Annotated in this window: 9 protein-coding genes; 6 read left to right on the top strand and 3 right to left on the bottom strand. The window is 65.0% G+C overall.

Features of this window, described 5'->3' with window-relative positions:
* Window positions 1-1,518: DUF294 nucleotidyltransferase-like domain-containing protein (locus ACMUOY_RS15630; RefSeq protein ID WP_413893663.1), on the top strand; the 1,518-nt coding region annotated here is incomplete at its 5' end.
* Window positions 1,515-2,171: a 3'-5' exonuclease gene (locus ACMUOY_RS15625; protein WP_413893662.1), complete on the top strand. Its 657-nt coding sequence runs from the start codon at window positions 1,515-1,517 to the stop codon at window positions 2,169-2,171. The genes ACMUOY_RS15630 and ACMUOY_RS15625, both read left to right, overlap by 4 nt.
* A 92-nt stretch (window positions 2,172-2,263) precedes the next feature.
* Here ACMUOY_RS15625 and ACMUOY_RS15620 read toward each other — a convergent pair whose 3' ends face one another.
* Both ACMUOY_RS15620 and ACMUOY_RS15615 read right to left on the bottom strand, forming a co-directional pair.
* Complete coding sequence (locus ACMUOY_RS15620; protein ID WP_413893661.1) at window positions 2,264-3,991, bottom strand: cation acetate symporter; 1,728 nt, start codon at window positions 3,989-3,991, stop codon at window positions 2,264-2,266.
* Window positions 3,988-4,296, bottom strand: a complete 309-nt coding sequence (locus ACMUOY_RS15615) for a DUF485 domain-containing protein (protein WP_413893660.1) — start codon at window positions 4,294-4,296, stop codon at window positions 3,988-3,990. The genes ACMUOY_RS15620 and ACMUOY_RS15615 overlap by 4 nt, the downstream gene beginning before the upstream one ends.
* 400 nt (window positions 4,297-4,696) lie before the next feature.
* On the opposite strand from ACMUOY_RS15615, the gene ACMUOY_RS15610 reads away from it, so the two are divergent.
* The 3 genes from ACMUOY_RS15610 to ACMUOY_RS15600 all read left to right on the top strand — a co-directional run bounded on the left by ACMUOY_RS15610 (window position 4,697) and on the right by ACMUOY_RS15600 (window position 7,178).
* The gene (locus ACMUOY_RS15610) at window positions 4,697-6,367 is read left to right on the top strand and encodes an MFS transporter (protein WP_413893659.1); all 1,671 of its coding nucleotides are present in this window, start codon (window positions 4,697-4,699) and stop codon (window positions 6,365-6,367) included.
* An 88-nt stretch (window positions 6,368-6,455) separates the two neighbouring features.
* A complete protein-coding gene (locus tag ACMUOY_RS15605) occupies window positions 6,456-6,632 on the top strand; it encodes a hypothetical protein (RefSeq protein WP_413893658.1) in 177 nt (58 codons plus the stop codon).
* Window positions 6,633-6,677: 45 nt separating this feature from the next.
* The gene (locus ACMUOY_RS15600) at window positions 6,678-7,178 is read left to right on the top strand and encodes a hypothetical protein (protein ID WP_413893657.1); all 501 of its coding nucleotides are present in this window, start codon (window positions 6,678-6,680) and stop codon (window positions 7,176-7,178) included.
* 12 nt (window positions 7,179-7,190) lie between these two features.
* On the opposite strand, the gene ACMUOY_RS15595 is transcribed toward ACMUOY_RS15600, so the two are convergent.
* Window positions 7,191-8,303 carry an ABC transporter substrate-binding protein gene (locus ACMUOY_RS15595; protein ID WP_413893656.1) on the bottom strand — a complete coding sequence of 371 codons (1,113 nt, stop codon included), beginning with the start codon at window positions 8,301-8,303 and terminating at the stop codon, window positions 7,191-7,193.
* Between the two features lie 158 nt (window positions 8,304-8,461).
* Here ACMUOY_RS15595 and uvrA point away from each other — a divergent pair, with 158 nt between their 5' ends.
* Window positions 8,462-14,380: an excinuclease ABC subunit UvrA gene (uvrA, locus tag ACMUOY_RS15590; RefSeq protein WP_413893655.1), complete on the top strand. Its 5,919-nt coding sequence runs from the start codon at window positions 8,462-8,464 to the stop codon at window positions 14,378-14,380.
* The last annotated feature ends 65 nt before the right edge of the window (window positions 14,381-14,445 follow it).

Raw genomic sequence — 14,445 nt, 5'->3', positions numbered from 1 at the left:
GTCAGCGACCTGATTGCTTCGAATGCCACCTTCGGCGCGCTGCTGTTTTCCGACCTCAGCAACAAGCTCAGTGCGCTTTCCGAGCGCAAGAACCAGCACGAGCTGCAGTCGCTCACGATGTCCCGCGTGGACGAGGCGTTCCTTCGGCCGGCCCATTTCGTCGACGCCAGCACCGACATCCTCTCGGTGGTGAAGCTGTTCCAGGCGCACCGCACGTCCAACGTGCTGGTGCGCGACACCCAGTCGCAACCGCCACGGCTGGGCATCTTCACCGCCACGGCGCTGCAGCGTGCCATCCTGGACGGCCGGCCGCTCGATCAGCTGGCCGTCGGGGAGCTGTCCACCTTCAAGCTGATCGAGGTGAAACCCTCCGACCAGCTGGGCGACGCGATGGCCGTGATGCTGCGCCGTCGCGTGCACCGGGTGGTGGTGGCCGAGGGCGATGAGATCCTGGGCATTCTGGAGGCGCTGGACCTGTTCAGCTTCCTGTCCAACCAGTCGCACATGATCACGGTGCAGATCGAGGAGGCGAAGGACCTGGAGGGCTTGAGCCAGGCCGCCACACGGATCACACGGATGATCGCCCTGCTGTACCGCAGCGGTTCACGGGTCAACCTGATCGCCAAGCTGGTGCAGCAGCTCAATGCCCGCCTTTTCGAGCGGGCCTGGCAGCTCATCGCTCCCCCCGACCTGGTGGCCCACAGCTGCCTGTTCGTGATGGGCAGCGAAGGACGGGGCGAACAACTGCTGAAGACCGACCAGGACAACGGCCTGGTTCTGCGCGACGGCTATGTACCGCCTGCGGACCTGGCGGGCATCTGCGAGCGCTTCTCGGGGGCGCTGCGTGATTTCGGCTATCCGGAATGCCCGGGGCACATCATGGTGAGCAACGCCCAGTGGCGCAAGCCGGTCAGCGAGTTCGCCCAGATGACGCGCCAGTGGCTGATCATGCCCGACGGCGACAGCCTGATGAACCTGGCTATCTTCATGGACGCCCATGCGGTGTGTGGCGATGCCCACCTGCTGGAGGCGGTGCAGCGCGGCCTGATGAAGCTGGCCACCGACAACGACGCCATGCTCGGTCGGTTCGCGGCGGCCATTGACGCCTTTGGCAGCAGCACCGGCTGGTGGAACCGGTTGCTGGGCCTCGGTGACGCCGAATCGCATCTCAACCTCAAGAAAGAAGGCATCTTTCCGCTGGTGCATGGCGTGCGCAGCCTGGCGCTGGCGCATCGCCTGACCGAGACCGGCACAGCGGGCCGCATCACGGCACTGGTGGCGGGCGGACAGCTCAGCCCCGACATGGCCGCGGACCTGACCGACAGCCTGCATTTCTTCATGGGGCTCAAACTCAAGGCCGGCCTGGCCGAACTCGATACCGGCAAAGCGGTGACGGGTGCCATCGACGTGGCGCGGCTCAGCAGCCTGGACCGCGACCTGCTCAAGGACACGCTGGGTGTGGTCAAGCGGTTCAAGGTGCTGCTGCGCCATCGGTTCCACCTGGACGCGGTCCGATGAGGGCCGGTCTCCCATCGCCGCGCTGGCTCGGCGCGCTCAAGCGCGAGTGGATGCTGTACCACCTGGGTGATCCCGCATTCCGTTTCATGTTCGATGCACCGCCCGAGGGCGAATGGGTGTCGCTGGACTGCGAGACCACCGGACTGAACGTGCGCACCGACGAGATCGTGTCGATCGGCGCAGTGCGCATCGTCGGCAACCGGATCATGACCAGCGAACGCCTGGAACTCCTGGTTCGGCCCGAGCGGGGGGTTTCAGCCGAGAGCGTGCGCATTCACCGCCTGCGCGAGCGCGACCTGGCGCAGGGCCTGCCCATCGACGAGGCTTTGAAGCAGCTGATGCGCTTCATTGGCAGCCGGCCCCTGGTCGGCTATTACCTGGAGTTCGACCTGGCCATGCTGAATCGAGCCCTGTTTCCGATGCTGGGGCAGGGGCTGCCGCAGCCGGCGATCGAGGTCTCGTCGCTCTATTACGACTACAAGTTCCGGCAGCTGCCTGCGTACCAGCAGCAGGCGAACGCGCCGATCGACCTGCGTTTTGCGACGCTGATGGGCGATCTGGGTTTGCCGGTGCGCGATGCGCACGACGCCCTCAACGATGCGGTCATGGCCGCTTTGGCTTTCATCAAGTTGCGGCATCTGCAGCGCCACTGAGGGGCCCCGCCTTCCAACAAAAAAACCGGGCGCAGGGCCCGGTTTATTTCTGACGGCGTGCGGGCAGGCCCGCACGGATCATTGGTATCGGATCAGTGTCCCGATGCGCCCGAAGCGCCGAGGCCGGTTTCCGAGCGCACCTGCTGCGCGGGGAACGCGGCGCGCTCCCGGGCGGCGTTCGGGCTGCGGTCCAGGATGGAGAACAGCCAGATGCCCACGAAGCCGATGGTCATGGAGAACAGCGCCGGCGAGGTGTAGGGGAACAGCGCCGAACCCTTGGGGTTGCCCAGCGTGGCTTCCCACACCGACGGCGAAACCACGGTCAGCGCCACCGACGAAATCAGCCCCAGGAAGCCGCCGATGACCGCACCCTTGGTGGTGCAGTCTTTCCACAGCACGGACATGAACAGAACCGGGAAGTTGGCCGAGGCAGCGATGGCGAAAGCCAGCGACACCATGAAGGCGATGTTCTGCTTCTCGAAGACGATGCCCAGGGTCACGGCCAGCACGCCCAGCGCCAGCGTTGTGACGCGGGACACCTTCAGTTCGGCGGCGCTGTCGGCCTTGCCCTTCTTGATCAGCGTGGCGTAGATGTCGTGCGAGACGGCGGAGGCGCCCGAAAGCGTCAGGCCGGCCACCACCGCCAGGATCGTCGCGAAGGCCACGGCCGAGATGAAGCCGTAGAACACGTTGCCACCGACCGACTTGGCCACCAGCACGGCCGCCATGTTGGCCGTGCCCGCGCCGCCCTTGATGACGCCCTTGGCCACGTCGGAGAACTCGGGGTTCGTCAGCACCAGGGTGATCGCGCCAAAGCCGATGATGAAGATCAGCACGTAGAAATAGCCGATCCAGGTGGTCGCCCAGAACACCGACTTGCGTGCTTCCTTCGCGTCGGGGACGGTAAAGAAGCGCATCAGGATGTGGGGCAGGCCGGCGGTGCCGAACATCAGCGCCATGCCGAAGGAAATGGCCGAGATCGGATCCTTCACGAAGCCGCCCGGCCCCATGATGGACAGGCCAGCCTTGGCGGCCTCCTCTGGCGTCTTCCCGGTGTTGGCGGCAATGGCCGACCGCACCTCGACCCCCTTGGCGAACAGGGCCTCGGGGCTGAAGCCGAACTGCGCCAGCACCATGAAGGCCATGAAGGTCACGCCCGAGAGCAGCAGGCAGGCCTTGATGATCTGGACCCAGGTCGTGGCCGTCATGCCGCCGAACAGCACGTAGACCATCATCAGCGCGCCGACGATCACGACCGCCATCCAGTAGTCCAGACCGAACAGCAGCTTGATCAGCTGGCCGGCACCCACCATCTGGGCGATCAGGTAGAAAGCGACGACCACCAGCGTGCCGGAAGCAGCGAAGGCGCGGATCGGACCCTGTTGAAAGCGGTAGCCTGCCACGTCGGCAAAGGTGAATTTGCCCAGGTTGCGCAGGCGCTCGGCCATCAGGAAGGTGATGACCGGCCAGCCGACCAGGAAACCGATCGAGTAGATCAGGCCGTCATAGCCGGTGGCCATCACAGCCGCGGAAATACCCAGGAACGAGGCCGCGGACATGTAATCGCCCGCAATCGCCAGGCCGTTCTGGAAGCCGGTGATGCCGCCACCGCCAGTGTAGAAGTCAGCGGCCGACTTGGTCTTGGCCGCGGCCCATTTGGTAATGTAGAGCGTGCCGGCCACGAACAGGGCAAACATGCTGATCGCGGTCCAGTTGGTTTCCTGCTTGGCCGCCTGGCCGACGTCGCCACCGGCGGCGTAGACCAAACCGGTCGTCAGCAGCGCCAGCAGCGCGGCCAGGGTGAGGGTCATCTTTTTCATTTGGAGGCGTCTTTCAGGATTTCGGTGGTCAGTGCGTCGAATTCGCTGTTGGCGCGGCGCACGTAGATGCCGGTGATCACGATCGTGAAGATGATCACGCCCATGCCGATGGGGATGCCCAGGGTGGTGACACCTGCGCCGATGGGCTGGGCCAGAAAGGGCTTGTTGAATGCGATCAGCGCGATGTAGCCGTAGTACACGACCATCATCAGCAGCGTCAGGAACCAGCCGAAGCCACTGCGCTTCTTGCGAAGCTCCAGGTACTTGGGGTTCTTCTGGATTTTGTCGACCACCGGATCACTCATGTGGGTCTCCTCAGGGTTGATTGAAAAAATGATAGGCAAAAAATATGTGCGACAAGCACATTGCGGCGATTTTGTAAATTGGGACTGACCATGTGCTTACGCTTCTGATGGAGGTCTCGTGGCGTGGGTGAGACACCACAAGCCGGCTCAGAATGCAATAAAACATGAGGGCTTTCCCTAGGTCAACGGCATCCAGACTCCTCTCGTTTCAGGTGGTTTCTGGTGCAAATTTCGCATCAAGAAAAAGTAAGCAAGGGTTAACGCCTGTGCCGTAAGCATGCGTACAGCTTGAAGTAAGCCTTTGCAAGAAATTCGTCAGATTGCGGTCAGTCCCCCCTCTGATAGTCCGCCGCAGACACCGGTCCGGGTGTCCTTCATTGAACCTATTGGAGACAACCTCATGAGAAGCTCACAAACAGCAGCCGTGGCAGCACGGCCGATGTCCGCGGAGGAGAAGAAGGTCATCTTCGCCTCCTCGCTCGGCACCGTGTTCGAGTGGTACGACTTTTACCTTTACGGCTCGCTCGCAGCCATCATTGCCAAGCAGTTCTTCAGCGGGCTCGACGAAGGTTCCGCCTTCATCTTCGCGCTGCTCGCGTTCGCAGCCGGCTTCATCGTGCGCCCATTCGGCGCGCTGGTGTTCGGACGCCTCGGCGACATGATCGGCCGCAAATACACGTTCCTGGTGACCATCCTGATCATGGGCCTGTCCACGTTCATCGTGGGTATCTTGCCGAATTACGCCACCATCGGCGTCGCAGCCCCGGTGATCCTGATTGCCCTGCGCATGCTGCAAGGTCTGGCGCTGGGTGGCGAGTACGGCGGTGCGGCGACCTATGTGGCCGAACATGCGCCCATGGGCAAGCGCGGTGCCTACACCTCCTGGATTCAGACCACGGCGACGCTGGGCCTGTTCCTGTCCCTGATGATCATTCTGGGCACCCGGACGGTGATCGGCGAAGCCGCCTTTGCCGACTGGGGCTGGCGCGTTCCGTTCATCGTCTCGATCCTGCTGCTGGCCGTGTCGGTCTACATCCGCCTGAGCATGAACGAGTCGCCTGCCTTCGCCAAGATGAAGGCCGAAGGCAAGACCTCCAAGGCGCCGCTGTCCGAATCCTTCGGTCAGTGGAAAAACCTGAAGATCGTGATTCTGGCACTCATCGGTCTGACCGCCGGCCAGGCCGTCGTCTGGTATTCGGGCCAGTTCTATGCCCTGTTCTTCCTGACCCAGGCGCTCAAGGTTGATGGCGCGACCGCCAACATCATGGTGGCGATCTCCCTGATCATCGGAACGCCCTTCTTCATCGTCTTCGGCGCTTGGTCCGACAAGATTGGCCGCAAGCCCATCATCATGGCCGGCTGCCTGTTGGCCGTGGTGACCTACTTCCCGGTGTTCGAAGCGCTGACCAAGGCCGCCAACCCCGATCTGGCTGCCGCGCAGGCCAAGAACAAGGTGACGGTCACGGCCGATGCCAAGGAGTGCTCGTTCCAGTTCAACCCGACCGGCACCGTCAAGTTCACCAGCTCGTGCGACATCGCCAAGCAGGTGCTGGCGGGCGCCTCGGTGAGCTACGACAACATTGCCGGCCCCGCTGGCGCACCCGCCGTGATCAAGGTGGGCGAAACGGCCATCACGGGCTACAGCTCCAAGGGCCTGCCCGCCGCGGAAGCGAAGGCCAAGGACGCTGAGTTCAAGAAGGCCGTGGCGGATGCGCTGAAGGCCGCGGGCTATCCGCCGAAGGCCGACATGGCCAAGTTCGACAAGGTCAAGGTCATTGGTATCCTGACCTACCTCGTGATCCTGGTGACCATGGTGTACGGCCCGATCGCTGCCATGTTGGTGGAAATGTTCCCGACCCGGATTCGCTACACCTCCATGTCGCTGCCTTATCACATCGGCAACGGCTGGTTCGGCGGCCTGCTGCCCACCACGGCGTTTGCCATCGTGGCGCAGACCGGTAACATGTACAACGGTCTGTGGTATCCGATCATCGTCGCCGGCATGACCTTCGTGATCGGCATGTTGTTCGTCAAGGAGACGAAGGACGTTGACATCTACGCCAACGACTGAGTTGGGTGTTTTGGTTCACCCGCACCGCGTGTGCGGGTGTGTTGGACAGACCCTCCTTGCGAGGGTCTTTTTTTTCAGGAGAAACGGTATGTGGAAAATTGCTGTGGGTTTTGTCATCTTTGCGGGCCTGGCATTGTTCATTTTGTCCAAGGGTGGTGATATCGACATGGGTGGCGAAAAGCATGGCGCCGAGGCGACCCACGCGCCCGCCGAAGCGCCGGCAGCGAAAGCCTCTGCCGCGGCAGGCGCAAGTCAGGCAAAATAAGTTCGTCGCCAATATTGGCGCTTGCAGACTTGGGGGCCATTCAGCATGAAATACGCCAAGACAGAAGCCGGTCAGCTGGCCCTGAAGGAGCGCTCGCCCCAGCTGACCTCTCGTCAACGGTCGGCCATGATCCTGTTCGACGGCAAGAAGACGGTGGATCAGGTGTTGGCGGCAACGGCCGGGCTCGGCATCGTGGCCACCGACATCGACCATCTGCTGGCCCTTGGCTTTCTGGCTCCCGCTGAAGGTGCGGCACCCGCTCCGACTGCGCCACTTGCTGCACAGCCGCCGTCGGCCAGTGCCGTCCCTAGCGCGGCTGCCGCACCCGGTGCCGCGCTGCCAGCCGCGAACAAGTCGGAGCTGTTCAGTCAGGCCTGGCCGGTGGCCACCCGATTGACCGCAACGCTGGGTCTGCGGGGATTCCGCCTCAATGTGGCGGTGGAGCGTTGCATGGACTACGACGAGCTTCTGGCGCTGTTGCCGAAGATCACCGACGCGCTGGGTCCGGAAAAGACCCGCGAGTTGCGCGAAGCGCTGCGGGTCTGAGCATCACGACGATCAACGCTTGAATTTTCCGTCATTGCCGATGATCGACAGGTCGGCAAAGTCCAGCCCGGTGTGGTCGTCCGGGCTGTAGCTGATTTCCAGCCCCCCCAGATCGAATTTTTGCAGACTCTCCAGCGCAGCCAGCAGCTTCTGCCGCGTCGGGTTCGGTGACGCTCTTCGAAGCGCTTCGATCAACACCTTGGCCGCGGCATAGCCCTCCAGGATCGCCGGGGAAATCTCATTTAGTCCCTTGGCCTTGGCCAGTTCCAGGGCTTCTTTCACGATGCCGTAGGAGAACGACTTCTCATAAGGAAACACCTGGGTGACGATGACGCCCCGGCTGGCGTCACCCAAAGCCTTGATGAAGCCGGCGGACGCGTTGTTCGAGAGCGTGACCACTTGCGCCGCGGATCCTGCCGCACGCAGCGCCTTGATGCCGTCGGCCACCGCCGTTCCCGAACCGAACCAGAGGATGGCCTGCGGCGTCGTCTTGGCCAGCGCGGGGACGATTGCCGGGTAATCGGGCTTGTTGCGGTCGGCCTTGACCACCGCCACGGGCTTGAGGTTCGCCTTGGCAAAGCCCTTGTTGGCGCCCTCCAGCGCATCGGTCCCGAACGAGTCGTCCACGTGCACCACCGCAATCCGGTCGATGCCCAGAGTGTGCAGGTGGGCCACCGCCTTGGCGGCCTCGCGCTGGTAGCTGGACCGGACGTTGAAGATGTACCGGTTCACCGGGCTGTGCAGCAGCATTGCGCCGGTGGACGGTGCCACCAGGGCCACACCGTGCTTTTCCAGCAGCGGCATGATGGCCTCGGTGTGCGGCGTTCCGCGGTTGAGGAACAACGCCACCACGTTCTTCTCGTTAATCAGGGTGTTGGCGTTGGCCGCGGCGATCTTGGGGTCGAACTTGTCGTCGAGGGTGACCAGTTCGATCTTCTCACCGCGAATCCCGCCTTTGGCATTGACGCTATCGATGTACAGCTTTGCCCCGTCCACGGCCTCCTTGACGGTGGCCGCCACCGGACCGGTGAGGCCGACGGTCTGGCCGATCAGGATCTGGGCGCGGGCCGTGCCTGCCGTCCAGCTGACAGCGGCGGCCAAAAGACAGGTGTGGAACCATTTCATATCGGAGATCTCCTTGGGTGCGCCAGTGTAGAAACGGATCGCTGCCCCCGGTATTCGTAGTTCTACGTTCGTGCGCCGGCGTCGGGATGCCCCCTTGGCGCACACAAATCGCCGCCGTGCCTAGAATCTTTGGCCTGCTTCCAGAAAGACCCCCCCGCATGACCCAGGGATTGATCCGCATTCGCGGCGCGCGCCAGCACAACCTCAAGAACCTTGACCTCGACATTCGCACCGGCGAACTGACGGTGGTCACGGGTCCCAGTGGTTCGGGCAAATCGAGCCTGGTCTTCGACACGCTATATGCAGAAGGGCAGCGCCGCTACGTCGAAACCTTCTCGGCCTATGCGCGGCAGTTCCTGGACCGCATGGACAAGCCCGCCGTCGACAAGATCGAAGGCGTGCCGCCGGCCATCGCCATCGACCAGACCAACCCGGTGCGCAGCTCGCGCTCCACCGTGGGCACGATGACCGAGCTGAACGACCACCTGAAGCTGTTGTTTGCGCGCTCGGGCCAGCTGTTCGACCGGCAGACCGCGCAGCCGGTGAGGCACGACACGCCTGAGACGATCTACGCCGAATTGCTGCGGCGCAGCGCCGAACGCGACGAGCCGCGGCTGGTGTTGACCTTTCCGGTGGAACTGCCGGCCAACACCAGCGCGGAACAACTGGAGCAGTGGCTGTCGGCCAGCGGCTTCACCCGCGTGCAGGCCGAGCGGGAAGAGGTCCGTCCGGTCGGGCCGCGTACGAGCGCCGTGCCGGGCCGCCCCAAACAAGCGAGCGCCCCCTCGGGGGGCAGCGAACCACGCGCAGCGGGGAGCGTGGGGGTGGTCAAGGTGCTGGACGTGGTTGCCGACCGCTTCCGGATCGGGCAGGTGGAAAAAGCCCGTGTGGTCGAGGCGATCGAGGTGGCGCTCAAGCGCGGCGCGGGTCGACTGAACGTCTACGTGATGCCCGCCGGCACGGAATCGTCGGATTCCGAGCTGTGGCGCTTCTCGTCGGGACTGCACTGCCCCGACAGCGACCTGCGCTACACCGATCCGATCCCCTCGGCCTTCTCGTTCAACTCGGCCGTCGGTGCTTGCGAGGCCTGCCGGGGCTTCGGCCGCGTGATCGGCGTGGACTACGGCCTGGTGATTCCCAACGACAAGCTCACCCTGCGTGCCGGCGCGATCAAGCCGATGCAGACCCCAGCCTGGAAGGAATGCCAGGACGACCTGATGCGCCATGCCGAGACCGCCGGCATTCCGCGAGACACCCCCTGGAACAAGCTCACGCCCGAGCAGCAGCACTGGGTCATCCAGGGGTCGCCGAACTGGAACGGCAAGTGGAACCAGCACTGGTACGGCGTCAAGCGCTTCTTCGAATACCTGGAGACCAAGTCCTACAAGATGCACATCCGGGTGCTGCTGTCCAAGTACCGCAGCTACACGCCCTGCGGCACCTGCGGCGGCGCGCGCCTGAAGACCGAGAGCCTGCTCTGGCGCATCGGTTCGAAGGCCGATGCCGACGCGGTGATGGAGCCACCAAAGCGCTTCATGCCTGAAGGGGTTGCCTGGCCCCGCGCCCAGCTGGAGGCCCTGCCGGGCCTGTGTCTGCATGACCTGATGCTGCTGCCACTGGACCGCCTGCGCCGCTTCTTCGAGTCGATGACCCAGGTGCCCAACGTCGTGGCCAACGAGGGAGAAACGCAAGCGCTGAAGCTGTTGTTCGAAGAGATCACCACCCGGCTGAAGTACCTGTGCGACGTCGGGATCGGCTACCTCACGCTGGACCGCCAGAGCCGCACGCTGAGCGGTGGCGAGGTGCAGCGCATCAACCTGACCACGGCCCTGGGCACCTCGCTGGTGAACACGTTGTTCGTGCTGGACGAGCCCAGCATCGGCCTGCATCCGCGCGACATGCACCGCATCATCAAGGCCATGCAGCGCCTGCGCGATGCCGGCAACACGCTGGTGGTGGTGGAGCACGACCCGGCTGTGATGCTGGCGGCCGACCGCATGATCGACATGGGCCCTGGCCCGGGCGAGCGCGGCGGACAGATCGTGTTCGACGGCACGACCGAGGCGCTGCGCAGCGCCGACACGCTGACCGGCGCCTACCTTGGGGGCCGCAAACAGGTCGGGATGGGCTTCAAGCGCATGGTGACCGACCACACGCCGCGTCTCATCCTTGAGGGCGCGCGCGAGCACAACCTGCGGAACGTGACCGTCGAAATCCCGCTGCAGCGCCTGGTCTGCGTCACGGGTGTCAGCGGCTCCGGCAAGTCCAGTTTGATCCAGGACGTGCTGGCCCCGGCACTGATGCGGCACTTCGGCAAGGCCACGGAAACCCCCGGGGCACACGACCGGCTGCTGGGCGCGGACCACCTGTCGGAGGCGGTGTTCGTGGACCAGTCACCGATCGGCAAGACCGCGCGCTCGAACCCGGTGAGCTACGTCGGCGCCTGGGATGCCGTCCGTGAGATCTTTGCCACCGCGCCGCTGTCACGCCAGCGCGGCTACACCGCGAGCAAATTCAGCTTCAACAGCGGCGACGGGCGCTGCCCGACCTGTGGCGGTTCGGGCTTCGAACACGTGGAGATGCAGTTCCTCAGCGATGTCTACCTGCGCTGTCCGGACTGCGACGGCAAACGCTACCGGCCCGAAATCCTGGAGATCACTGTCGAACGCCAGCCGCTGGGCGCGGTGCATCCGCGCGTGATGAACGTGGCCGACGTGCTGGACCTGACCGTCAGCGAGGCCGCAGCGGTGTTCGCCAACGACCGCGAGGTGATCCGCGCGCTGCAGCCCATCGTCGATGTTGGGCTGGAATACGTCAAGCTGGGCCAGCCGGTGCCGACGTTGTCGGGCGGCGAGGCGCAGCGCCTGAAGCTTGCCGGCTTTCTGGCGGAGGCGGCAAAGAGCGCCAGTGCCAGCCGCCAGCCCACGGCGCGCAAAGGCACGCTGTTCCTGTTTGACGAGCCCACCACCGGGCTGCACTTCGACGACATCGCCAAGCTCATGCGCGCCCTGCGCAAGCTGCTGGATGCCGGGCATTCGCTGGTGGTGATCGAGCACAACCTCGACGTGATCCGCGCCAGCGACTGGCTGATCGACCTCGGCCCCGAAGGCGGCGACGCCGGCGGCCTGATCGTCGCCCAGGGCACGCCCGAGGAGGTGCGCCTGCACGCCACTTCTCACACGGGCCAGGCCCTGCGCGAGTACGACCGGGCGCTTGGCATGGGCAGCCACCGCGCGGAAGAAGGCGTGCCGCTGCAACTGATCGCCCGCGCGCGCCGCCAGGCGACGGGGGCCGACAACGCCATCCAGATCATCAATGCCCGCGAGCACAACCTCAAGTCGCTCAGCGTCAACATCCCGCGCGGCCAGTTCAGCGTGGTCACGGGGGTCAGCGGCTCGGGCAAGTCCACGCTGGCGTTCGACATCCTGTTCAACGAGGGCCAGCGCCGCTATCTGGAGAGCCTGAACGCCTACGCGCGCAGCATCGTGCAACCGGCCGGCCGGCCCGAGGTGGACGCCGTGTATGGCATCCCGCCGACGGTCGCGATCGAGCAGCGCCTGTCGCGCGGCGGGCGCAAGAGCACGGTGGGTACCACCACCGAGGTCTGGCATTTCTTGCGCTTGCTGTATGTGAAGCTCGGCGTGCAGCATTGCATCCATGACGGCGCGGCGGTGCAGCCGCAGACGCCGGAGCGCATCGCCGCGCAGCTGATGACGCAGTTTCGCGGGCAGCACATCGGCCTGCTGGCGCCGCTGGTCATGAACCGCAAGGGCGTCTACACGGAGCTGGCCGATTGGGCCCGCCCGCGCGGCTACACCCACCTGCGCGTGGACGGCCACTTCCTGCCGACCACCGGCTTCCCGCGCATCGACCGCTTCAAGGAACACACCATCGAGCTGCCGGTCTTGAGCCTGGACATCAAGCCCGAGAACGAGACCTTGCTGCGCGATGCGCTGGCGCGCGCCCTGGAGCACGGCAAGGGCGTGGTCCATGTGCTGAGCGACCTGCACGGCCTGCGCGCAGCCATGCAGGCAGGCTCGCCTACGGCGGGCATTGGCAAGTTGCTGGCCTTTTCCACGCTGCGCGCCTGCCCGGTGTGCAGCACGAGCTACGCGGAGCTCGACCCGCGGCTGTTCTCCTACAACAGCAAGCACGGCTGGTGCCCGGACTGTGTGGGCACCGGCGTGAAACTGACGAAAGAGCAGCGCAAGGTGTTCGATGACTCGGTGCGCGACGACGACCACAACAAAGGCCGCGAGCAGACCTTTGCCGAGCCCGAAGCCGAAGACGTCACCGACATGGTGTGCCCGACCTGCCAGGGCACACGGCTGAACGCGACGGCGCGCGCCGTGCGGTTCGGCGACGGGGTGCTGCCGGGTGCTGCCGGCAAGGGCATCACCGACCTGGCGCGCCTGGCCGTCACGGACATCCGCCAATGGGTGGACACGCTGGCCTTGGCTGGCCGCGACCGCGAGATCGCCCGCGACCTGGTGCCCGAGATCAAAAGCCGACTGGAATTCCTCGAAGAAGTCGGCTTGGGCTACCTCACGCTGGACCGCGGCGCGCCCACGCTCAGCGGCGGCGAGGCCCAGCGCATCCGCCTGGCGGCGCAGCTCGGCAGCAACCTGCAAGGCGTGTGCTATGTGCTCGACGAGCCGACCATCGGCCTGCATGCGCGCGACAACCGGATCCTGTTGAACGCGCTGAAGACCCTCAGCGACAAGGGCAACACGCTGGTGGTGGTGGAGCACGACGAAGACACCATCCGCCGTGCCGACCACATCATCGACATCGGCCCCAGCGCCGGCAAGCGTGGCGGGCGGCTGGTCGCCGAGGGCACCGTGAAAGACATCACCGGCGCCAGCGATTCCCAGACCGGGCGCTACCTGCTGCACGCCATGAAGCACCCGCTGCAGGCACGCCGGCCGGTGACGGAGATTGCTCCTGAAAGTGAAGCAATAAAAGACCAATCGACGTTGGAAACCGGCAAAAGAAGCCAGAAAGATGACGCCATTCGCTGGCTGGCCCTGCACGGGGCCAACCTCCACAACCTGCAAAACGTCAGCGCGGCCGTGCCGCTCCAGCGCCTGGTTGCCGTCACCGGCGTGTCCGGCTCCGGCAAATCCACGCTGGCGCGCGACGTGCTGCTCGCCAGCGTCCAGGCGCTGGTGACGCAGCGCGCCACCCGGGCCGGCCGCGACGCCATGGCCGCCGGGCAGTTTCCCGCGCTCACCGGCTGCACCGGCCTGACGGGATTCGAGACCATCGACCGCGTGCTGGAAGTCGATCAGACCCCCATCGGCAAGACGCCGCGCAGCTGCCCCGCCACCTACATCGGCTTCTGGGACACCATCCGCAAGTTGTTCGCCGAGACGCTGGAGGCCAAGGCGCGCGGCTATGGGCCCGGGCGCTTCAGCTTCAATACCGGCGAGGGCCGCTGCCCGGGCTGCGAAGGCCAGGGCATCCGTACCATCGCCATGAGCTTTCTGCCCGATGTGAAGGTGCTGTGCGAGACCTGCCACGGCGCCCGCTTCAACCCCGAGACGCTGGCCGTCACCTGGCGCGGCAAGAGCATCGGCGACATCCTGCAGATGGAGGTGGACGAGGCGGTGGACTTCTTTGCCTCCCTGCCCGCCATCAGTCACCCGCTGCAGCTGCTGAAAGATGTGGGCCTGGGCTACCTGACGCTGGGCCAGCCCTCACCCACGCTCTCGGGCGGCGAGGCGCAGCGCATCAAGCTTGTCACCGAGCTGTCCAAGGTGCGCGACGACGTGACGCGGCGCGGCCAGAAGGCGCCGCACACCCTCTACGTGCTGGACGAGCCCACGGTGGGCCTGCACATGGCCGACGTCGACAAGCTCATCCGTGTGCTGCACCGCCTGGTCGACGGCGGCCACAGCGTGGTGGTGATTGAGCACGACCTGGATGTCATCGCCGAGGCTGACTGGATCATCGACCTTGGCCCCGACGGCGGCCAGGCCGGCGGGCGCATCGTCGCGGCTGCCACGCCCGAGGACGTCGTGCGCGCGGGCACGCACACCGGGGTGGCGCTGGCGCCGTTGTTGGCGCGGCGTTGATCGCTATGATAGTTATAGCTAATTGAGACCGTTCGACGCTGGGATTTGCCTGTTTTTGATCAAGA

Source organism: Candidatus Skiveiella danica (assembly GCF_022705245.1).
GTDB classification, from domain to species: domain Bacteria; phylum Pseudomonadota; class Gammaproteobacteria; order Burkholderiales; family Burkholderiaceae_C; genus Skiveiella; species Skiveiella danica.
This window is presented reverse-complemented; position numbering and strand designations above follow the sequence as displayed.

What these genes read in the sequence shown, in the direction of transcription:
- ACMUOY_RS15625 (WP_413893662.1), top strand. Translation starts at nt 1,515, where the DNA reads ATGAGGGCCGGTCTCCCATCGCCGCGCTGGCTCGGCGCGCTCAAGCGC.
- ACMUOY_RS15620 (WP_413893661.1), bottom strand. Translation starts at nt 3,991, where the DNA reads ATGAAAAAGATGACCCTCACCCTGGCCGCGCTGCTGGCGCTGCTGACG.
- ACMUOY_RS15615 (WP_413893660.1), bottom strand. Translation starts at nt 4,296, where the DNA reads ATGAGTGATCCGGTGGTCGACAAAATCCAGAAGAACCCCAAGTACCTG.
- ACMUOY_RS15610 (WP_413893659.1), top strand. Translation starts at nt 4,697, where the DNA reads ATGAGAAGCTCACAAACAGCAGCCGTGGCAGCACGGCCGATGTCCGCG.
- ACMUOY_RS15605 (WP_413893658.1), top strand. Translation starts at nt 6,456, where the DNA reads ATGTGGAAAATTGCTGTGGGTTTTGTCATCTTTGCGGGCCTGGCATTG.
- ACMUOY_RS15600 (WP_413893657.1), top strand. Translation starts at nt 6,678, where the DNA reads ATGAAATACGCCAAGACAGAAGCCGGTCAGCTGGCCCTGAAGGAGCGC.
- ACMUOY_RS15595 (WP_413893656.1), bottom strand. Translation starts at nt 8,303, where the DNA reads ATGAAATGGTTCCACACCTGTCTTTTGGCCGCCGCTGTCAGCTGGACG.
- uvrA (WP_413893655.1), top strand. Translation starts at nt 8,462, where the DNA reads ATGACCCAGGGATTGATCCGCATTCGCGGCGCGCGCCAGCACAACCTC.